The organism is Blastococcus atacamensis (genome assembly GCF_002938425.1).
Taxonomy (GTDB): domain Bacteria; phylum Actinomycetota; class Actinomycetes; order Mycobacteriales; family Geodermatophilaceae; genus Blastococcus; species Blastococcus atacamensis.
In genome coordinates, this window is record NZ_POQU01000019.1 from 1 (window position 1) to 18,727 (window position 18,727).

The 18,727-nt window shown below is 72.4% G+C and carries 19 protein-coding genes; 13 read left to right on the forward strand and 6 right to left on the reverse strand.

The window, feature by feature from the left end:
- Nucleotides 1-453: 453 nt before the first annotated feature.
- Nucleotides 454-624 (reverse strand): CsbD family protein, encoded by a 171-nt coding sequence (locus C5508_RS07055; protein ID WP_104524239.1) that lies wholly within the window; start codon nucleotides 622-624, stop codon nucleotides 454-456.
- Nucleotides 625-992: 368 nt separating this feature from the next.
- Here C5508_RS07055 and C5508_RS07060 point away from each other — a divergent pair, with 368 nt between their 5' ends.
- The 7 genes from C5508_RS07060 (at nucleotide 993) to C5508_RS07090 (ending at nucleotide 8,107) form a co-directional block, all read left to right on the forward strand.
- Complete coding sequence (locus C5508_RS07060; protein ID WP_198597940.1) at nucleotides 993-2,645, forward strand: peptide ABC transporter substrate-binding protein; 1,653 nt, start codon at nucleotides 993-995, stop codon at nucleotides 2,643-2,645.
- Between the two features lie 141 nt (nucleotides 2,646-2,786).
- Nucleotides 2,787-3,710, forward strand: coding sequence for an ABC transporter permease (locus C5508_RS07065; protein WP_104524240.1), 924 nt, complete (start codon nucleotides 2,787-2,789; stop codon nucleotides 3,708-3,710).
- A complete protein-coding gene (locus C5508_RS07070) occupies nucleotides 3,703-4,653 on the forward strand; it encodes an ABC transporter permease (RefSeq protein WP_104524241.1) in 951 nt (316 codons plus the stop codon). The genes C5508_RS07065 and C5508_RS07070 overlap by 8 nt, the downstream gene beginning before the upstream one ends.
- Nucleotides 4,650-5,702 (forward strand): ABC transporter ATP-binding protein, encoded by a 1,053-nt coding sequence (locus C5508_RS07075; protein ID WP_104524242.1) that lies wholly within the window; start codon nucleotides 4,650-4,652, stop codon nucleotides 5,700-5,702. Before C5508_RS07070 ends, C5508_RS07075 begins: the two co-directional genes overlap by 4 nt.
- A complete protein-coding gene (locus tag C5508_RS07080; RefSeq protein WP_104524243.1) occupies nucleotides 5,695-6,732 on the forward strand; it encodes an ABC transporter ATP-binding protein in 1,038 nt (345 codons plus the stop codon). The genes C5508_RS07075 and C5508_RS07080 overlap by 8 nt, the downstream gene beginning before the upstream one ends.
- A gap of 68 nt (nucleotides 6,733-6,800) precedes the next feature.
- Nucleotides 6,801-7,697, forward strand: a complete 897-nt coding sequence (gene mshB / locus C5508_RS07085) for an N-acetyl-1-D-myo-inositol-2-amino-2-deoxy-alpha-D-glucopyranoside deacetylase (RefSeq protein ID WP_104524244.1) — start codon at nucleotides 6,801-6,803, stop codon at nucleotides 7,695-7,697.
- Nucleotides 7,694-8,107 carry a hypothetical protein gene (locus C5508_RS07090; protein WP_104524245.1) on the forward strand — a complete coding sequence of 138 codons (414 nt, stop codon included), beginning with the start codon at nucleotides 7,694-7,696 and terminating at the stop codon, nucleotides 8,105-8,107. Before mshB ends, C5508_RS07090 begins: the two co-directional genes overlap by 4 nt.
- On the opposite strand, the gene C5508_RS07095 is transcribed toward C5508_RS07090, so the two are convergent.
- Together C5508_RS07095 and C5508_RS07100 are read right to left on the reverse strand one after the other, a co-directional pair.
- Nucleotides 8,058-8,822 carry a GNAT family N-acetyltransferase gene (locus C5508_RS07095; protein ID WP_104524246.1) on the reverse strand — a complete coding sequence of 255 codons (765 nt, stop codon included), beginning with the start codon at nucleotides 8,820-8,822 and terminating at the stop codon, nucleotides 8,058-8,060. The genes C5508_RS07090 and C5508_RS07095 overlap by 50 nt on opposite strands.
- Nucleotides 8,823-8,843: 21 nt before the next feature.
- Nucleotides 8,844-11,705 carry a bifunctional diguanylate cyclase/phosphodiesterase gene (locus C5508_RS07100; protein ID WP_104524247.1) on the reverse strand — a complete coding sequence of 954 codons (2,862 nt, stop codon included), beginning with the start codon at nucleotides 11,703-11,705 and terminating at the stop codon, nucleotides 8,844-8,846.
- Nucleotides 11,706-11,892: 187 nt separating this feature from the next.
- On the opposite strand from C5508_RS07100, the gene fdxA reads away from it, so the two are divergent.
- Nucleotides 11,893-12,219, forward strand: coding sequence for a ferredoxin (gene fdxA / locus C5508_RS07105; protein WP_104524248.1), 327 nt, complete (start codon nucleotides 11,893-11,895; stop codon nucleotides 12,217-12,219).
- Between the two features lie 29 nt (nucleotides 12,220-12,248).
- Entirely contained in the window at nucleotides 12,249-13,337 is a 1,089-nt protein-coding gene (gene dapC, locus C5508_RS07110) for a succinyldiaminopimelate transaminase (RefSeq protein ID WP_269801770.1), read from the forward strand.
- Between the two features lie 13 nt (nucleotides 13,338-13,350).
- Here the strand turns inward: dapC and C5508_RS07115 are convergent, their stop codons facing one another.
- The 3 genes from C5508_RS07115 to dapD form a co-directional block, all read right to left on the reverse strand.
- Nucleotides 13,351-13,863: a nucleotidyl cyclase domain-containing protein gene (locus C5508_RS07115; RefSeq protein ID WP_104524249.1), complete on the reverse strand. Its 513-nt coding sequence runs from the start codon at nucleotides 13,861-13,863 to the stop codon at nucleotides 13,351-13,353.
- Between the two features lie 89 nt (nucleotides 13,864-13,952).
- Entirely contained in the window at nucleotides 13,953-14,639 is a 687-nt protein-coding gene (locus tag C5508_RS07120) for a hypothetical protein (RefSeq protein WP_157944019.1), read from the reverse strand.
- 103 nt (nucleotides 14,640-14,742) lie between these two features.
- Entirely contained in the window at nucleotides 14,743-15,723 is a 981-nt protein-coding gene (dapD, locus tag C5508_RS07125; protein ID WP_104524251.1) for a 2,3,4,5-tetrahydropyridine-2,6-dicarboxylate N-succinyltransferase, read from the reverse strand.
- A gap of 190 nt (nucleotides 15,724-15,913) precedes the next feature.
- On the opposite strand from dapD, the gene dapE reads away from it, so the two are divergent.
- The 4 genes from dapE to C5508_RS07145 are packed head-to-tail and all read left to right on the forward strand — an operon-like array spanning nucleotide 15,914 to nucleotide 18,674.
- Nucleotides 15,914-17,026, forward strand: a complete 1,113-nt coding sequence (gene dapE / locus C5508_RS07130; RefSeq protein WP_104524252.1) for a succinyl-diaminopimelate desuccinylase — start codon at nucleotides 15,914-15,916, stop codon at nucleotides 17,024-17,026.
- The gene (locus tag C5508_RS07135) at nucleotides 17,023-17,847 is read left to right on the forward strand and encodes an LOG family protein (protein WP_232796974.1); all 825 of its coding nucleotides are present in this window, start codon (nucleotides 17,023-17,025) and stop codon (nucleotides 17,845-17,847) included. The genes dapE and C5508_RS07135 overlap by 4 nt, the downstream gene beginning before the upstream one ends.
- A gap of 1 nt (nucleotide 17,848) precedes the next feature.
- Nucleotides 17,849-18,223 (forward strand): DivIVA domain-containing protein, encoded by a 375-nt coding sequence (locus tag C5508_RS07140; RefSeq protein WP_232796975.1) that lies wholly within the window; start codon nucleotides 17,849-17,851, stop codon nucleotides 18,221-18,223.
- Complete coding sequence (locus C5508_RS07145) at nucleotides 18,216-18,674, forward strand: SRPBCC family protein (RefSeq protein WP_104524254.1); 459 nt, start codon at nucleotides 18,216-18,218, stop codon at nucleotides 18,672-18,674. The genes C5508_RS07140 and C5508_RS07145 overlap by 8 nt, the downstream gene beginning before the upstream one ends.
- Nucleotides 18,675-18,727: the final 53 nt, after the last annotated feature.

The following is an 18,727-nucleotide window of genomic DNA, read 5'->3' on the forward strand; positions in this document are numbered from 1 at the left end:
TTCTTGTGTGTTTTTGTATCTTGTTGGTGACGCGACGTCAGATAGCCTGTTCTACACTCTCCGCATCGTCGGCAGTGTCTGATGTGTAGAATGGCTGTGGACGACGCCGGGGGACGGGCGGTCCATCGGTCACGCTGCCGCCATGAGCAGGCGCTACCTGAGCGGGGTCTGCCTCGGCCCGCACGCGGTAGCGGCCGGGGCGGCTTCCGGCAAGCAGCTGGAGTCAGGTCTCCACCGCCACCTGCTGCACGACGTGCAGGCCGACCCCGCGCTGACAGCGGTCCACCAGCTGTTCGCGCGGGGCGCTGCCCTGGTGCTGCCCCACGACGTCGTCCGTGGTCGTCGTGCCCCGGGAGTCCCCGTGGCGCCCAGCGGGCGGCGACGGGCGCCGTCCCCTGGGGGAGCGGCGCCCGTCACTGCACTGCCGTCGGCCTCGCGAGGAGGTCGACGTCTTTACTTGAAGACGTCCTTGACCTTCTCGCCGGCCTGCTTGAGATTGCCCTTGGACTCTTCCTTCTGCCCCTCGGCCTGCAGGTCGCGGTTGTCGGTGGCGTCACCGACGGCCTGCTTGCCCTTGCCGGAGACCTCTTCGATCTTGTCCGTCAGCTTGTCCGTGCCGCTCATCGCGCTACCTCCGTGGTCGTCGTCGATCGTGCGCAACCCACCTACCCGGTGGTCGAGCGCCCGACACCCGTGGCACGGATGGGCTGAAAGGCGTCCGGCGGACCCCGACCGGGGCTGGAAGGAACTGCGCGGACCGTCGCCGGGAGCGCGGAACTTATGGTTGTCGCGCGAATCGTGAGCCCAGGTCACAACTCGATGACGTCCGTGGACACCTTCTCCGAGGCGTGCCTAGGGTCCACCCGTCGCAGCCGGATGCGTGATCGTCCGGTTGCGTTCGGCTCGTGACCAGTCAGTCGTCCACACGCCCGTCGGGCCGTGGGACGACCTGTCCGTTCCCCCCGCCATGCGGGACGAGGGAGGCATTGCACGTGAACTTGAGCAAGCGCAGAGGTGCGCTCGTCGCGGCCGGCGTCGCCGCCGCGATGGTCCTGTCCGCCTGTGGCGGTAGCGACGACAACGGCGGCGGTGAGGGTGGCGGCGCGACCGGCGGCACCTTCAGCATGTACATCAACGAGCCCGAGAACCCGCTGGTGCCCGGTAACACCACCGAGAGCGAGGGTTCGCAGGTCGTCAAGTCCCTGTGGACCGGCCTGATCCAGTACGGCCCCGAGGGCGAGGTGGAGTACACCGGCGTCGCCGAGGACATCACCTCCGACGACAACACCACCTGGACCGTCAAGCTCAAGGACGGCTGGACCTTCCACGACGGCACCCCGGTGACGGCGCAGTCCTTCGTCGACGCGTGGAACTACACCGCCTACAGCCCCAACGCGCAGGGCGCCTCGTACTTCTTCTCGAACATCGAGGGCTACGACGCGCTGCAGGCCCCGACCGACGACGAGGGCAACGTCACCGGTGAGCCCACCGCGACGGAGATGACCGGCCTCACGGTCGAGGACGACACGACCTTCACCGTCACCCTCACCGACCCGTTCGCCCAGTTCCCCGTGACGGTCGGCTACAACGCCTTCTTCCCGCTCCCCGAGTCCTTCTTCGAGGACCCGGAGGCCGCCGGCATGAACCCGGTCGGCAACGGCCCGTTCAAGGCCGACGGCGAGTACGTCCCCGGCACCGGCATCACGCTGTCGAAGTACGAGGACTACGCCGGCGAGAACGAGGCGCAGGCCGACGGCGTCGAGTACAAGGTCTTCGCCGACCTGAACACCGCCTACACCGAGGTGCAGGCCGGCAACCTGGACATCACCCGGGACGTGCCGCCGGACGCCATCGCCACGGCGGCCGACGAGTTCGGTGACCGGTTCCTCGAGTCGCCGTCGTCGCAGTTCACCTACGTGGGCTTCCCGACCTACGACCCGCGCTACCAGGACAAGCGGGTGCGCCAGGCCTTCTCGATGGCGATCGACCGCAAGGCCATCACCGACGCCATCTTCAACGGCACGCGTGCCCCTGCCGACTCGGCCATCGCGCCGGTCGTCGACGGGTACCGCGAGGGTGCCTGCGAGTACTGCGAGGTCGACGTCGAGCGCGCCAACGAGCTCCTCGACGAGGCCGGCTTCGACCGCACCCAGCCGGTCGAGCTGTGGTTCAACTCGGGCGCCGGTCACGACGCCTGGATGGAGGCCGTCGGCAACCAGCTGCGGGAGAACCTCGGCGTCGACTACCAGCTGCGTGGAGACCTCGACTTCTCGCAGTACCTGCCCCTGGGGGACGAGAAGGGCTTCACCGGTCCGTTCCGCCTCGCGTGGGCCATGGACTACCCGAGCCCGCAGAACTACCTGGAGCCGCTGTACTCCACGGCCGCTCTGCCGCCGGCCGGCTCGAACTCCGCGTTCTACTCGAACCCTGAGTTCGACGAGCTGGTCGACGAGGGCAACCGCGCCTCGAGCAACGACGAGGCGATCGAGTTCTACAACCAGGCCGAGGACGTGCTCCTCGAGGACATGCCGATCATCCCGATGTTCTTCGGGCTCGAGCAGGCGGTCCACTCGGAGAACGTGTCCGGCGTCTTCGTCGACGTGTTCGGCCAGGTCGACACTTCCCAGGTGACCGTCAACAGCTGACGCTCGCCCAGCACGACCCCTGCCGCCGCCGGGGGTGCTGTCCGAACGGACAGTCGCCCCCGGCGGCGCGCGTGCGGGGCACTTTGGCACGATGTCTCCGCGTCACCGCTGAGCCGGTGACGCGCTCACCCGAGGGGGAACATGGGCCGCTACGTTGCGCGCCGCCTGCTGCTGACGATCCCCGTCCTGCTCGGCGCCTCGTTCCTCATCTTCGCGATGGTCTACGCCCTGCCCGGCGACCCCATCCGTGCCCTGGGCGGTGATCGCCCCCTCGCGCCGGCCGTCGTCGCGCAGCTGAAGCAGGAGTTCAACCTCAACGACCCGCTCGGCATCCAGTACCTCAAGTATTTGGGTGACATGGCGCAGGGCGACCTCGGCACCGACTTCCGCGGCCGGCCGGTCCTCGACACGATCTCCCAGCGGCTGCCGATCACGATCAAGCTGACGGTCGTGGCCATCGCCATCGAGGCCGTCATCGGCATCGCCGCCGGCGTGCTCGCCGGCATCCGTCGAAACAGCTTCTTCGACAACGTCGTCCTGGTGTCGACGACGCTGGTCGTCTCGATCCCGATCCTGGTGCTGGCCTTCATCGCCCAGTTCGTGTTCGGCCTCAGGCTGGGGCTCTTCCCGATCTCGGGGGTGCAGGAGGGCTGGTACAGCTTCCTGCTCCCGGGCTTCGTGCTCGCCTCCGGATCGCTGGCCTACGTCGCGCGGCTGACCCGGACCAGCGTGGCGGAGAACATGCGTGCGGACTACGTGCGCACCGCCCGGGCCAAGGGGCTGCCGAACCGGACCGTCGTCATCCGCCACACGCTGCGCAACAGCCTGATCCCGGTGGTCACGTTCGTCGGCGCCGACATCGGCACGCTGCTCGGCGGGGCCATCGTCACCGAGTCGGTGTTCAACCTCCCTGGCATCGGCCGAGCGATCTTCGACGCGGTGCGGGCCCAGGAGGGTGCGGTCGTGGTCGGCATCGTCACCCTGATGGTCTTCTTCTTCATCTTCTTCAACCTGGTCGTCGACGTGCTCTACGCCGTCCTCGACCCGAGGATCCGCTATGAGTGACCAGCAGCAGGCCGATCTGCGCAAGGACGAGGTCGAGGCCGGCACCACCACGGGTCTGGCCAGCCCGTCGGTCGACGTCACCAGTGATCGGCAGAACAGCCTGTGGAGCGACGCCTGGAAGCAGCTGCGGCGCAACGTCCTCTTCTGGATCGGCGCCGTGCTGGGGCTGCTCTTCCTGTTGATGGCGCTGTTCCCGAAGGTGTTCTCCCGCGGTGCCGATCCCCGCGACTGCAGCCTCTCCCGCTCGGGCCAGGCGCCCTCGTCGGAGCACTGGTTCGGATTCGACCAGCAGGGCTGCGACTACATGGCCAACGTCGTTCACGGCGCGCGGAACTCGCTGATCATCGGCCTGCTGGCGGTGGTCGTGATCCTGCTCCTGGGCGTGGTGGTGGGCGCGATCAGCGGTTTCTTCGGCGGGTGGGTCGACAGCCTGCTCTCCCGCGTGGCCGACATCTTCTACGCGCTCCCGCTGATCCTCGGCGCGCTCGTGGTGCTGCGCAGCGGCTTCCTCGGCCGGGGGGTCGTGGCGGTGGCGATCGCGCTGGCCGCCTTCGGGTGGATGACCGCGATGCGCCTCGTGCGCTCCCAGGTGATCGCGGTCAAGAGCTCGGACTACGTGGCCGCGGCCCGCGCCATGGGTGCGTCCAACGGCCGGATCCTGCTGCGGCACATCCTGCCCAACGCGATCGCGCCGGTGCTGGTCTACGCGACCATCACCATCGGCGTGCTGATCGCGGCGGAGGCCACGCTGACCTTCCTCGGCGTCGGGCTGCAGCGCCCGGCGATCTCGTGGGGGCTGCAGATCGACGCCGGTCAGCGCCTGCTGCGCGTCGCCCCGCACCTGGTCTTCTTCCCCAGCCTGATCCTGACCATGACGGTGATGGCGTTCGTCATGATGGGCGACGCACTGCGCGACGCCCTCGACCCGAGGCAGCGTTCATGAGCACCGCGTCGACATCCGCACCGTCCGGCTCCGCCCGCGCCGGGTTCGGCCCGATCCTCGAGGTCCAGGACCTGCGGGTGCAGTTCCGCACCGGGTCCGGTCTGGTCAACGCCGTCAACGGCGTGAGCTACACCGTGTCGGAAGGGGAGACCCTCGCGATCCTCGGTGAGTCCGGCTCGGGCAAGTCGGTCTCCGCGCAGGCGATCATGGGCATCCTCGACGTGCCGCCGGCGGAGATCACCAGCGGCCGGATCCTCTTCGAGGGCCGGGACCTGCTCACCGTGTCGGCCGAGGAGCAGCGCAAGGTGCGCGGTCCCGGCATCTCGATGATCTTCCAGGATGCGCTCTCGTCGCTGAATCCCGTCTACAGCGTCGGCTTCCAGATCGGGGAGATGTTCCGCGCGCACCGCGGCATGTCCCGCAAGGACGCCAAGAAGCGGGCCGTCGAGCTGATGGACCGGGTCCGCATCCCGGCCGCCGCGCAGCGGGTGAACGACTACCCGCACCAGTTCTCCGGCGGTATGCGCCAGCGCGTCATGATCGCCATGGCGATCGCGCTGGACCCGCGGATCCTCATCGCCGACGAGCCCACGACGGCGCTCGACGTCACGGTGCAGGCGCAGGTCATGGACCTGCTCAAGGACCTGCAGCGCGACACGGGCATGGGTCTGGTGCTGATCACCCACGACCTCGGCGTGGTCAACGAGGTCGCGGACAATGTCGCCGTCATGTACGCCGGTCGTATCGTCGAGCGGGGCACGGTCGACGACGTCTTCGGCGACCCGGCCCACCCGTACACCGACGGTTTGATGAGCTCCATCCCCCAGCTCGAGGCGAAGGGCGGGCGGCTGCTGCCGATCGGTGGCCAACCGCCGAACCTGGCCAACATCCCGTCGGGCTGCCCCTTCCACCCGCGGTGCCCCAAGCGCCGGATCGGCGCCGACGCGCTGCCCGGCCGGCACTGCGCCGAGGACGTTCCGCCGCTGCGGCTGGTCGTCCCGGGCCGCGAGGCGGCCTGCCACTACAGCGAGGAGGTCCTCGGTGCCTGAATCCACCGGCAATGCGGTCGCCCCGGGCGAGCCCCTGCTCGAGGTCAAGGACCTCAAGAAGCACTTCCCCCTGACCCAGGGCATCGTCTTCAAGCGCACCGTCGGCCACGTCCGCGCGGTCGACGGGGTGAACCTGACGCTGCGCCGCGGCGAGACGTTGGGCCTGGTGGGCGAGTCCGGCTGCGGCAAGTCGACCGTGAGCAAACTGCTGGTCGCGCTGGAGAAGCCCACGAGCGGGCAGATCCTCTACAAGGGCCGCGACGTCGCGAAGATGGGCGGCCGCGCGCTCAAGGACTACCGGCGCGAGGTCCAGATCATCTTCCAGGACCCGTACGCCTCGCTGAACCCGCGGATGACCGTCGGCGACATCGTGGCCGAGGGCTGGTCGGTGCATGCCGACATCGCCCCGCGCAAGGGCCGGCTGCAGCGCACCCAGGAGCTGATGGAGCGGGTCGGTCTGAACCCCGACTTCGTCAACCGTTACCCCCACCAGTTCTCCGGTGGTCAGCGGCAGCGCATCGGCATCGCTCGGGCCCTGGCCCTGCAGCCGGAGATCATCGTGTGCGACGAGCCGGTCAGCGCGCTGGACGTCTCGGTGCAGGCCCAGGTGGTCAACCTGCTCGAAGACCTGCAGGACGACTTCGGGCTGTCCTACCTGTTCATCGCCCACGACCTCTCGGTCGTCCGGCACATCTCCGACCGCGTGGCCGTGATGTACCTCGGCAGCGTGGTGGAGGAGGGCACCGACAGCCAGGTGTACACCTCGGCGTCGCACCCCTACACACAGGCGCTGCTGTCCTCGGTACCGGTCCACGAGCCGCACCTGCGCGGCCTCAAGGAGCGGATCCTGCTGCAGGGCGACGTCCCGAGCCCCGCGAACCCGCCGTCGGGCTGCCGGTTCCGCACGCGCTGCTGGAAGGCGCAGGACATCTGCGCCACCGAGGCGCCGGCGCTCGTCGACCGTGGACAGGGCCACCCCTCGGCCTGCCACTTCGCCGAGGCGCGCACGGTTGTCCCGTTGGAGGGTTGAGCGACCCAGCGGCTCGACCCTCCCAGGGGGCGGTGGGTGATCACAATGCGATCCGGCAGGATCGCACCGTGACCGCATCTCGCCGCCTGCTCCTCGTCCACGCCCACCCGGACGACGAGACGATCAACAACGGCGCCACGATGGCGCGCTACGTCGCCGAGGGCGCCCACGTCACGCTGCTCACCTGCACGCTCGGGGAGGAGGGCGAGATCCTCGTGCCGGCGCTGGAGCAGCTGGCGGCCGACCAGGCCGACCAGCTGGGCGGCTACCGGATCTGGGAGCTGCGGACGGCGATGGACGCCCTCGGCGTCACCGACATCCGGTTCCTCGGCGGCGCCGGGCGGTACCGCGACTCCGGGATGATGGGCGTGGCGTCCAACGGCCATCCGCGGGCCTTCTGGAACGCCGACCTCGACGAGGCCGTCGCGCACGCCGTCGCGGTGGTGCGCGACGTGCGCCCGCAGGTGGTGGTCACGTACGACGAGAACGGCGGCTACGGCCACCCCGACCACATCCAGGCGCACCGGGTGGCGATGGCTGCCGTCGCGGCAGCCGCCGACCCCGCCTACCGGCCGGACCTGGGCGAGGCGTGGACGGTCGCCAAGGTCTACTGGTGCTGCATGCCGCGGTCGGTGCTGCAGCGCGGCATCGACGCGCTGGCCGCCGCGGGTGACCAGACCTTCTTCGAGGGCGTGACCAGCGCCGACGACGTCCCGTTCGCCGTGCCCGACGAGCTGGTGACGACGGCGGTCGACGGCAGCCGCCATGCGGCGGAGAAGGACGCCGCCATGCGCGCGCACCCCACCCAGATCATGGTCGACGGGCCCTTCTTCGCGCTGTCGAACAACCTGGGCCTGGAGATGATGGCCGTGGAGTACTACCGGCTGGTGCAGGGCGAGCGCGGGCCTGCGGGGCCCGGCCCGGAGGGGTGGGAGGACGACCTCTTCGCCGGTCTGCCCGGATGACGTCGGTGCGCACTGCCGGCTGGGGGGTGTGCGCCGTCGTCGTCGCCGGGTGGCTGGCCGTGGTCGAGGTGTTCTGGCTGCCGCTGCGCATCGGGGGGATGCCGGTCCCCGTGTCGGTCCTCGCCGCGGTCGTCGGCAACGTGCTGCTCGTGCGGGTGGCGCTGCGCGTGTCGGGCTCGCGGGTGGTCGCGGTGCTGCCGGCGGTCGTCTGGCTCGCGGTCGCGGTGGCGGCCATGGGCCGGCGGGCCGAGGGGGACCTGGTCATCGTCAGCAACGGGCTGAACCTGACCTTCCTGGCGCTGGGCGTGGTCGCCGCCGCGCTCTCGGTGGGGCTGGTGCTGGGGGAGCCGCGCGGCCGGGTCAGCGCAGCGCCGGCGCCGTCCGGTAGTGGTAGCGGTGGTGCTCGGTGAAGCCCAGCCGCTCGTAGAGGGCCAGGGCCGGCGCGTTCGAGGCGGCGACCTGCAGCAGGCAGGCGCGCCCACCCCGCGCACGCGCGTCCGCGCCCAGCGCCGCCATCACCGCGATGGCCAGGCCGCGGCGGCGGTAGCGCTCGGCGACCGTCACAGCGCTGATCACCAGCCATCCGTCCTCCAGGACCCCGCGAGCGACCGCCGCGAGCGGCGCCGGCCGGTCGTCGAGGCGGACCGAGGCGAAGACCGGGCGGTTGCCGGTGCGGAGCACCGCCGCCGCAGCCGGGGGCAGGGCGGCCCCCCGGTAGCGGTAGCCGTCCAGCCAGGCATCGTCCGGCTCGGCCGCGAGGGTCACGGGGGTCGACGGTGGCCGCTCGGCCCAGCCGACGAGTGACGAGGCGAGCACGAGGTTGTCCTCGTCCCGGGTCCAGCCGGCGGCGGCGAACGCCGCGTCGGCCTGCTCGCCTCCCGGCATCGGGACGGCGGCGCACGGGCGCAGGCCCCGCGCGCGGTACCACCGGGTCACCTCGGCGACCGCCGACGACGGGTCCGACGGCGGAGCGCCCACGACGAGCACCGAGTTGGCGCGGCCGGTGAACCCTCCGCCGGCGCGCAGCAGCCAGTCGCCGTGCGCCTCCTCCTCGGAGCCGCGCCAGGTGCGGGCCGCCAGCCGCTCGAGATCGTCAACGGGAACCAACGGCAGCGCGGCGGACACCGCACGATCATGCCGCGCGGCTCAGGTGGCCGACGGTCCGCCCATCAGGGGGACGGCCGGGGCGGGGTGCGCGTCGAGCCAGCGGACCACCTGCTCGGCCGGCATCGGCCGGGCGATGTGGTAACCCTGCGCCACGTCGCAGCCCCAGGTGCGCAGCGCGGCGAGCGCGGCGGCGTCCTCCACGCCTTCCACGACCATGCTCATGCCCAGGTCCCGGCTCAGCTGCAGGGTGCTGCGCACGATCGCCGCGGCACGGGAGTCGGTCGTCAGGTGGGTGACGAAGCTGCGGTCGAGCTTCAGCTCGTCCACCGGCAGCGCGCGCAGGTATGCCAGCGAGGAGTAACCGGTGCCGTAGTCGTCGACCGACAGCCGGACGCCCAGGCGGCGCAGGCCGGCCATGACCTGCTGGCTGCGTGCGGCGTCGGACATGAGCACGTCCTCGGTGATCTCCAGGATCAGCGCCTGGGCGGGCACCGCGAACGCGTCGAGCAGCATCGCCACCTGGTCGGGCAGGGCGACGTCCTGGAGGTTGGACACGGACAGGTTGACCGCGACGGAGAGGTCGTGGCCCTGCGCGCGCCAGCCGCGGACGTCGCTCAGCGCGCGCTCCAGCACCCGGAGAGCCAGCCGGCGCATCAGGCCGGCCTGCTCGGCCAGCGGCAGGAACACGTCGGGGAACAGCAGGCCCCGCACGGGGTGGTTCCAGCGGACCAGGGCCTCCACGCCGGTGATCCGCCCGGAGCGCAGGTCCAGCTTGGGCTGGTAGTGGTTGTCCAGCTGCTCGCCGTCCAGGGCCGAGCGCAGCTGCTCCAGGGTCTCCAGCCGGTCCCGGGAGGCCGGGGTGCCGTCGGGCGCCCACACCTCGAAGCCCTGCCGGCCCCGCTTGGCCGCGTACATGGCGGTGTCGGCGCGAGCCAGCAGCAATGAGCGGTCCCGCCCGTGCTCGGGGCAGAGCGCGATGCCGACGCTGGCGTCCACGTGCAGCGGCATGCCGTCGAGCACGAAGGCCTCGCGGAGGGCGGCGCCGAGCTCCGCGCCCACCTCGCGTGCGCGTGCGACGTCGGCGTCGGGCAGCAGGACGGCGAACTCGTCGCCCCCCATGCGGGCCAGGAGGTCGCCGGGGCGCAGGGCTTGTCGCAGCCGGGGACCGACCAGGCAGAGCAGGTCGTCCCCGACGCTGTGCCCGAAGCTGTCGTTGATCTCCTTGAACCGGTCGAGGTCGATCATGAGCAGCGCGCAGCTGCGCTCGCCGTCGCCGTAGACGGTGGCCTCGACCTCCTCGATGAAGCGCCGGCGGTTGGCCAGCCCGGTGAGCGGGTCGTGGTGCGCCTCCGTGGCCAGCTGGGCCAGGCGGCGCTGCTCACTGGCGCGTAGCTCCGCGTTCTCGACGACGAGTGAACCCTCCAGCGCGACCTGCCGGACGGCGTCGCGCACCGACGGCGACCAGGAGCGCGCGGCGCCCACCGAGCCGGTGACCACCAGGCCGAGCAGGCGGTCGCCGGCCATCAGCGGCACGCTGAGGTAGGAGGCGAGGTCGAGGGCGCGGCACAGCCGCGGGTCGAGCAGGTCGCTGGTCGTGGTGTCCTCGACGAACAGCGGGGTCTTCTGCTCCGCGCTCATCCGCCACAGCGGGACCTCGGTGCCATGCCGGCCCACGAGCTGGGTCTGCACGACCTCCTTGTGCGCGTCGGGCCAGTCGACGTGCCGGACCTCGACGAGGAAGTCGTCGGAGTCGACCAGGTAGGCCGCGCTGCGGTGCGTGCCGGCGAGCTGCTGCACGGCGCGGGCGACGACCTCGGCGGCCTCGGCGACGCCGGTTGCGCCCGAGCCGTCGACCAGGAGCTGGCGGACGACGCGGGCGGTGTTCAACGAGGTGGCGCGGGCCTGGCTGGTCCGGGCCTGCTCGATGACGCCGCCGAGGTGCGCGCCCGCGGCTGCGGCGAGCCGGCGCACGTCCTCGGAGAACGGTCGCACGTGGGTGCTGTCCAGGGTCAGGACGCCGGCCAGCTCGGGAGCCCGTCCCAGCGGCACGGCGAGCGCCGACGCGATGGAGAAGGAGTCGACCCACCAGCCCGACAGCAGGCCGGAGTTCCGGTCGGCGGTCCGCGGCTCGCCGGTGCGGAGCACCGTCTCGGCCAGCTCGAGGGCCACGGGCGCGTTGCGGAACTGCTGCCAGGTGGCCAGGTCGCGGCGACCGTCGGCGTAGGCGGCCATGCTGGGGACCAGCCGGCCGTCCTCCAGCAGGAAGATGCACGCCCGCTCGACCTCGCCGAGCTCGGCCAGCTGCCGGCAGGCGGAGCCGAGCAGGGAGTCCAGGGACTCGGTCTGGGTGGCGGACTCGATGAGACCGAGCAGGACCGCGGCTTGGTCCAGCCGGCGCTGCTGGGAGCGGCGCGCCCACGCCTCGGAGAGGGCGGCGGCCAGCCGGGGCGTCGTCTGCCGCAGCAGGTGCGACGACGCGGCGGCTGCGGGCTCGACGGTGAGGACGCCGATGACCTGGCCGTCGAGGATGAGCGGCTCGCCGTGGGCGGAGCGGCTGCCCACCTCGGCCAGCTGCCGGTCGGCCGCTCGCCGGCCGTCCGCCCGCGCGGTCACGGACGAGCGGGTGCGGACGACGGCGGCGAGGAAGGGGGAGTCCGCGAGCAGTGCCGGGGTGATCAGCGCGGGGTGCTGCTCGACCGCCTCGGCACCCGGGCGGACGGCCCGGCGGAAGGGCACGACGAGTTCCGTGGTGGCCTCGTGCACCCACACCGACACGCGGGTGGCGCCCGATGCGGCGCGCAACCGGCCGAGCAGGCTCTCCAGCGCCGCCTGGGCGTCGTAGGGCGACGGCGACGCGCCGGCTCGCGGCGCAGCCTCGCGGTGCGTCTTCTGCTCGGGCACGTCGTTCTCTTCGGCCGCTGCGCGCGGGTCTTGAGCAGGGACTTCGGACCCACCCCGAAGGGGTCAGAGACGCATGAGGGGGGATCCCGCCGAACGAGCGGCGATCCCGGAGGTGATACTGGGTGCGCATCTGGCGCCCCCGGTCACCGGCCGAGGGCGCCGCCGATCGTCCCCGGGAGGGAACCCCGTGACCTACGTCATCACCCAGGCATGTGTCGACGTTCTCGACAAGGCGTGCATCGACGAGTGTCCGGTGGACTGCATCTACGAGGGCGACCGGATGCTCTACATCCACCCCGACGAGTGCGTGGACTGCGGCGCGTGCGAGCCGGTCTGCCCGGTCGAGGCCATCTACTACGAGGACGACGTCCCGGACAAGTGGAAGGACTTCTACAACGCCAACGTGGAGTTCTTCTCCGACCTGGGCAGCCCCGGCGGCGCCGCCAGGACCGGCAAGATCGGCAAGGACCACCCGCTGGTCGCCGCCCTCCCGCCCCAGGGCGAAGGTCACTGACCGCTCCGGACCCCGGCGCGCCACGGGCGCTGCCGGACTTCCCCTGGGACTCGCTCGCCGGGGCGCGGGCGCGTGCCGCCCAGCACCCCGGCGGGGTGGTCGACCTGTCCATCGGCACGCCGGTCGACCAGACGCCGCAGGTGCTGCGCGACGCCCTCGCGGCCGCCGCCGACGCACCGGGTTACCCGACCGCGCTCGGTACCGACGCGCTCCGCACCGCGGCGGCGGGCTGGCTGCGGCGCCGCCTGGGCGTGACCGTCGCGGACCCCTCCGGGGCCGACCCCTCGGTGATCCCGACGGTGGGCTCCAAGGAGCTCGTCGCCCTGCTGCCCACGCTCCTGGGCCTGCAGGGCGGTGCCACGACCGTGTTGTTGCCCGAGGTCGCCTACCCGACCTACGAGGTGGGTGCCGTGCTGGCCGGGCTGGCCGTCCGCCGCTGCGACACCCCGCCCGCCGAGGCGGCCGGGATCTCCCTGGTCTGGCTGAACTCCCCGGGGAACCCGCACGGGCGGGTGCTCCGGGACGACGAGCTGCGCGCCTGGGTCGAGTGGGGCCGCGCGCACGGTGTCCCCGTCGTCGCCGACGAGTGCTACATCACGCTGGGCTGGGACGTCACGCCCCGGTCGATCCTGCACCCGGAGGTCGCCGGGACGGACCACACCGGCCTGCTGGCCGTGCACTCCCTGTCCAAGCAGTCGAACGCCGCCGGCTACCGCGGTGGGCTGCTCTCCGGTGACCCGGCGCTGGTGCGCCGCGTCTGGGAGGTGCGCCGGCACCTGGGCCTGCTGGTGCCGGGTCCGGTGCAGGCCGCCATGGCTGCTGCCCTGGACGACGACGAGCACGTCGACGCGCAGCGCGAGCGCTACCGCGGCCGTCGCGAGCGGCTGCTGGCCGCTGTGCGTGGCGCCGGCATGCGCGTGGACCACTCGGAGGCGGGCCTCTACCTGTGGGCGACGCGTGACGAGGACTGCTGGGTCACGATCGACCGGCTCGCCGGGCTCGGCATCGTCGCCGCCCCGGGGAGCTTCTACGGTCCCGCCGGTTCCCGGCACGTCCGGCTGGCGCTGACCGCCACGGACGAGCGGATCGACGCGGCCGTCGAGCGACTCGGCGGCTGAGGAGCCGTCCGGTTCAGACCGGCTCGAGGTATTCGATCGTGGTGCCGGCGCCGACGCGACGGGCCGCGGTCAGGCTGAGCGTGGCCCGGCGGAAGACCTCTCCGGCGGTCAGGTCCGGCGTCAGCGGCGCGATCGCGGCCGACGCCGACAGGCCCGGGATGCCGAGGGCGTCGATGGCGGCGAGCAGGCGGGGGCCCACGACGTGCGCGGTCGACGCCGGGCCGGCCAGGACGATGCCGAACTCTGCGGCACCGGAGGCGCCCAGCCAGTCGTCGCCCCGCACGGAGCGGGCCAGCAGCGAGGTGACCTGCGCCAGCGTCGGTCGCGGGGTGGGCCAGCCGTCGTCCCGCCGCAGCAGGCCGATCACCAGCAGGGTCACCGGCTGCTCGGCGGAGCCGGGGAGCTCGTCCGCGAGCCGGCCGAGCAGCGCCTCGCGGGTGGGCAGCAGCACCGGCATGTCGGCGACCGCAGGGCCGGGGGCCGCGGGGGGAACCGCCTGGGGGAAGTCGTTGGATGCGATCGTCATGGGCCAGGTGTCGGAGTCCCCGGCCCTGTCGTTGAGCGTCGAAACCCGTCTGCCCCTCTGCCGGGGGAGCGTGTTCGTGCGCGATGTGATCAGGTGCACTCGAGCGTGCCGGTCGCCAGGGCAGTGCTGAGCTGCTGTGCCATGGGCTCCCACTGCTGGTACAGCTCAGGGAACGCCGAGCGCTGCACGCCGTCGGCGATCTCGGTGAGCCGGCCGGCCTCCCAGCCGGGGATGGTCACCAGCCGGTCGTAGAACCGGCCGGCCGCGTAGACCGGGTCCCGCACCTCCTCCGGGCTGCCCCAGCCCTGGGACGGACGCTGCTGGAAAAGGCCCAGCGAGTCCCGGTCGCCGTAGTCGAGGTTGCGCAGCCGCGACTCCTGCTGGGCCGTCGCCAGCGCGATGACGACGGCGCGCTCGGGCAGTCCCCGGTCCCGCGCGACCTGGGCGATGGTGGCGGCGTGGGTCGCCTGCTCCGCGGTCACCACGACTGAGCCGTCGGGCACGGTGCAGCTGCTGGCCGCGGGGATGTCCGGCAGCCGATCGGTGCCCCAGGCGACGCCGGCGAAGAGGGCGGCCGCCACGAGGAGCGCCGGCCACCAGCGGGCGATGCCCCGGGCACCGCCGGGCCGACGACCCCGTGCCGACGTGCGCGGCGATCTCCGGCCGCTGCGCCGCGCGCCGCCGCCGGAGGGACCGCGACCGGTGGACGGCCGTGGGCGGGTGGTGCTGCGGGCCCGAGCGGCGGCGGGATGCGTCGCGGTACGGGGGCTGGTCATCGCCTCCGACGATAGGCGCCGAACCTGTCCGTTCCCTGTAACGGCCATGCTTCAGGGGCCCGCGTTGAGCGTGCGAAGCGTGGGGGGAAGGGTGGTCCTTCTTCTAGTTGGCGTGCAGGTCGGCGTTCAGCTCGCCCCAGGTGCCCTCGCGCTGCAATGCCTCGAGTGCGCCGGTGACGCTGTTGCGCCGGAACAGCAAACCGTTGCGGCCGGAGAGCTCCTTGCCCTTCACCACCGAGCCGTCGGACAGCGTGATCCGCGACCCGGCGGTGACGTAGCAGCCGGCCTCGACGACGCAACCGTCGCCGAGCGAGATGCCGATGCCGGAGTTGGCGCCCAGCAGGCAGCCGCTGCCGATCGAGATGACCTGGGTGCCGCCGCCGGAGAGGGTGCCCATGATCGAAGCGCTGCCGCCGATGTCGCTGTCGGGACCGACGACGACGCCGGCGCTGATCCGGCCCTCGACCATGGAGGGGCCCAGCGTGCCGGCGTTGAAGTTCACGAAGCCCTCGTGCATGACCGTGGTGCCCTCGGCGAGGTGCGCGCCCAGCCGCACGCGGTCGGCGTCGGCGATCCGCACGCCGGAGGGGATGACGTAGTCGACCATCCGGGGGAACTTGTCGACGCCGAACACGGTCACGTGCCCGACGGCGGCACGCAGCCGGTGCGCGTTGAAGCCGGCCGCCTCGACCGGGCCCGCGCTGGTCCAGGCCACGTTGGTGAGCAGCCCGAAGATGCCGGTCATGTTCGCCTGGTGCGGCCGGATCAGCCGGTGCGAGAGCAGGTGCAGCCGCAGCCAGACGTCGTGGGTGTCCACGGCCGGGGCGGACAGGTCGGCGATGACGGTGCGCACGGCGATGATCTCCACGCCCCGCGTCTCGTCGCGGCGCACCAGGCCGCCGTAGTCGGGGCCGAGTTCGCCGGACAGCTCCAGGGCCCCGAGCCGGGTGGTCCCCGACGCGGCGCCGTCGGGCGCGCCGAGGCGCGGCTCCGGGTACCAGGTGTCCAGGACGGTGCCCGACGGGGTGACGGTCGCCAGACCGGCGGCGACGGCGGAGATGGGGGCGGACGCTGCGTCAGTCACGGCGACGACGCTACCGAGCAGTCGGTGACGTGCTGGAACGGCCTCGTCCGGAGGCAGGTGAGGTGCTGGAACGGCCCTGTTGCAGGGGCCCGCCTCGAGCTGAGGTGACGTGCTGGAACGGCCTCGTCCGGAGGCTCGCCCCGAGCCCGCGAGGGGTGAGAAGGACGAGGTCCTTCTAGGCTCGGCGGTCGTGAGTCCCCTCCCGCCGCTGGACCTGTCCGCCGACGTCCTGTCCCTCACCCGCGCGCTGGTCGACGCCCCCTCGGTCTCCGGCAGCGAGCAGGCTCTGGCCGACGCGGTGGAGACGGCGCTGCGGGCGCTGGGCGGCCTCGAGGTCGAGCGCATCGGCGACTCGGTCCTGGCCCGCACCAACCTCGACCGGCCCACCCGGGTGGTCCTCGCCGGACACCTCGACACCGTGCCGATCGCGGACAACGTGCCCAGCCGGCTGGACGAGACCACCGGCCGGCTCTACGGCTGCGGGACGAGCGACATGAAGTCCGGCGACGCGGTGATGCTGGCGCTGGCGGCGCGCTTCGGCGTCCCGGACGCGCAGCCCGCGCACGACCTCACGTTCGTCTTCTACGACAACGAGGAGGTCGAGGCGGTCAAGAACGGTCTCGGCCGGGTGGCCCGCGAGCGCCGCGGGTGGCTCTACGGCGATCTGGCGATCCTCCTGGAGCCCACCGACGGCGAGATCGAGGCCGGTTGCCAGGGCACGCTGCGGGCGGCGCTGCGGACCAAGGGCCGCCGGGCGCACAGCGCGCGGAGCTGGCTGGGGGACAACGCGATCCACGGCCTGGCCGGTGCCCTGGCGGCGCTGAGCGCCTACCAGCCTCGTGAGGTGGAGATCGACGGCTGCACCTACCGCGAGGGGCTCAACGCGGTCGGCATCTCCGGCGGCGTGGCAGGCAACGTCATCCCCGACGAGTCGTCCCTCACCGTCAACTTCCGCTACGCGCCCGACCGCGACGAGGACGCCGCGGAGGCACACGTGCGCGAGGTCTTCGCCGAGGCGATCGCCGCCGGCGCCACGCTGACCGTCGTCGACAACGCCGGAGGCGCGCTGCCCGGACTGGCCGAGCCGGCCGCGGCGGCGTTCGTCGAGGCCGTGGGCCGCCCGGCCCGGGCGAAGCTCGGCTGGACCGACGTCGCCCGGTTCGCCGCCTTCGGCATCCCGGCCGTCAACTACGGGCCCGGCGATCCGCAGCTCGCCCACACCCGCGAGGAACACGTTCTCGTCGACCGGCTCCAGCCGGCTCTGGACGCCCTGACCGCCTACCTCTCCGGGAGCAGCTCGTGACCACATCCCCCGACGGCCGCCGCCCTGGCCCGACCCGGCACAAGGGACCGGTCATGCTGCGCCGCGGTGAGCCCGACCCGCAGAACCAGGGCACCACCACCGACCAGCGGCTGCTGGACCGTTCGGGCGGATCCGACTTCCTGCACACCGACCCCTGGCGGGTCATGCGGATCACGTCGGAGTTCGTCGAGGGCTTCGGCCTGCTCGCCGAGCTCCCGCGGGCGGTCAGCGTCTTCGGCAGCGCCCGCACCCCGCGCGACCACCCGCACTACGCGGCGGGTGTGGAGCTGGGCGCCGCGCTGGTCGATGCCGGCTACGCCGTCATCACCGGGGGCGGTCCCGGCGCGATGGAGGCCGCCAACCGCGGGGCGTCCGAGGCCGGCGGCATGTCGGTGGGTCTGGGCATCGAGCTGCCGTTCGAGCAGGAGCTCAACGAGTGGGTCGACGTCGGCATCTCGTTCCGCTACTTCTTCGTGCGCAAGACGATGTTCGTCAAGTACGCGCAGGCCTTCGTGATCCTCCCCGGCGGCTTCGGCACCCTCGACGAGCTCTTCGAGGCGCTCACGCTGGTGCAGACGCGCAAGGTGACCCGCTTCCCGGTGATCCTGCTGGGCACCGAGTACTGGTCGGGCCTCATCGACTGGATCCGCGACACGATGGTCGCCGGCGGCACGGTCAGCCCCGGCGACCTGGACCTGATCACCGTGACCGACGACGTCGCCGAGGCGGTGGCGGCCATCCGGGCGGCGGACGAGGCCCGCGCCGCGGGCACCGACGGCGCGGCGCGGTTCCCGGCGTACACCGGCCCGTCCGACGCCTGACGTGCTGTCGTTCCTCGTCTTCCTCCTCGCCGTGCTGCTGGTGGGGGGCGTCCTGTTCCTGGTCGGCTCGCTGCTCCTGGGCCGCGGGGAGACCCAGCCGCCGGCGGAGCTCGACCGGTCGCCGGTGGAGTTGCCCGACGACCGCGCGGCCACCGGCGCCGACGTCCGGGGGCTGCGGATCACCGTCACCCTCCGCGGCTACCGCATGGCGGAGGTGGACTGGCTCCTGGGCCAGCTCGCGCAGACGCTGGACGACCGGGACGCCGAGATCGCCGGGCTGCGCACCGAGCTGGCGGCCCGGACGCAGCAGGACACCCCGACCGATCCGGGCATGCAGCCCGCCACCGAAGGAGGAGGAGGAGCCCGCGATGCCTGAGCTGGTGGAACGGATCGACGTGGACGCGCCGCCGGAGCAGGTGTGGGCGGCGCTCACCGCCTGGACCCGGCAGGGGGAGTGGATGGTCGCCACCGACGTCCGCACCGTCGGCGGCCCGGCGCAGGGCTTCGGGGGGCGGTTGGCCGCCCGCACCGGGCTGCCGCTGCCGGGCGGTCGCCACGTCGGGTTGCTCGACACCATGGTGATCATGAAGTGGGAGCCGCCCCGGCTGGTCGAGGTGCAGCACACCGGACGGCTGGTGCGCGGGCCGGGCATCTTCGAGATCTTGCCGCGGGGCGAGCACTCGACGTTCGTCTGGACCGAGCGGTTCTACCTGCCCTACGGCTACCTGGGCGTCGTCGGCTTCGCCCTGATCAGGCCCTTCGCCGTCCTGGGCATCCGCTGGTCGCTCCGGCGCTTCGCGGAGTTCGCCCGCACCTTCCCCGGCTGACCGGGGGCGGGGCAGCGTCCGGCAGGCGCCGGGCGACCGGCGCTCCACGCGGC

Bases quoted from the DNA above. Each gene is read 5' to 3' on its own strand.
- C5508_RS07115 (WP_104524249.1), bottom strand. From the start codon at position 13,863: ATGACGATCGCATCCAACGACTTCCCCCAGGCGGTTCCCCCCGCGGCC.
- C5508_RS07075 (WP_104524242.1), top strand. From the start codon at position 4,650: ATGAGCACCGCGTCGACATCCGCACCGTCCGGCTCCGCCCGCGCCGGG.
- C5508_RS07120 (WP_157944019.1), bottom strand. From the start codon at position 14,639: ATGACCAGCCCCCGTACCGCGACGCATCCCGCCGCCGCTCGGGCCCGC.
- C5508_RS07070 (WP_104524241.1), top strand. From the start codon at position 3,703: ATGAGTGACCAGCAGCAGGCCGATCTGCGCAAGGACGAGGTCGAGGCC.
- C5508_RS07065 (WP_104524240.1), top strand. From the start codon at position 2,787: ATGGGCCGCTACGTTGCGCGCCGCCTGCTGCTGACGATCCCCGTCCTG.
- C5508_RS07055 (WP_104524239.1), bottom strand. From the start codon at position 624: ATGAGCGGCACGGACAAGCTGACGGACAAGATCGAAGAGGTCTCCGGC.
- C5508_RS07090 (WP_104524245.1), top strand. From the start codon at position 7,694: ATGACGTCGGTGCGCACTGCCGGCTGGGGGGTGTGCGCCGTCGTCGTC.
- C5508_RS07145 (WP_104524254.1), top strand. From the start codon at position 18,216: ATGCCTGAGCTGGTGGAACGGATCGACGTGGACGCGCCGCCGGAGCAG.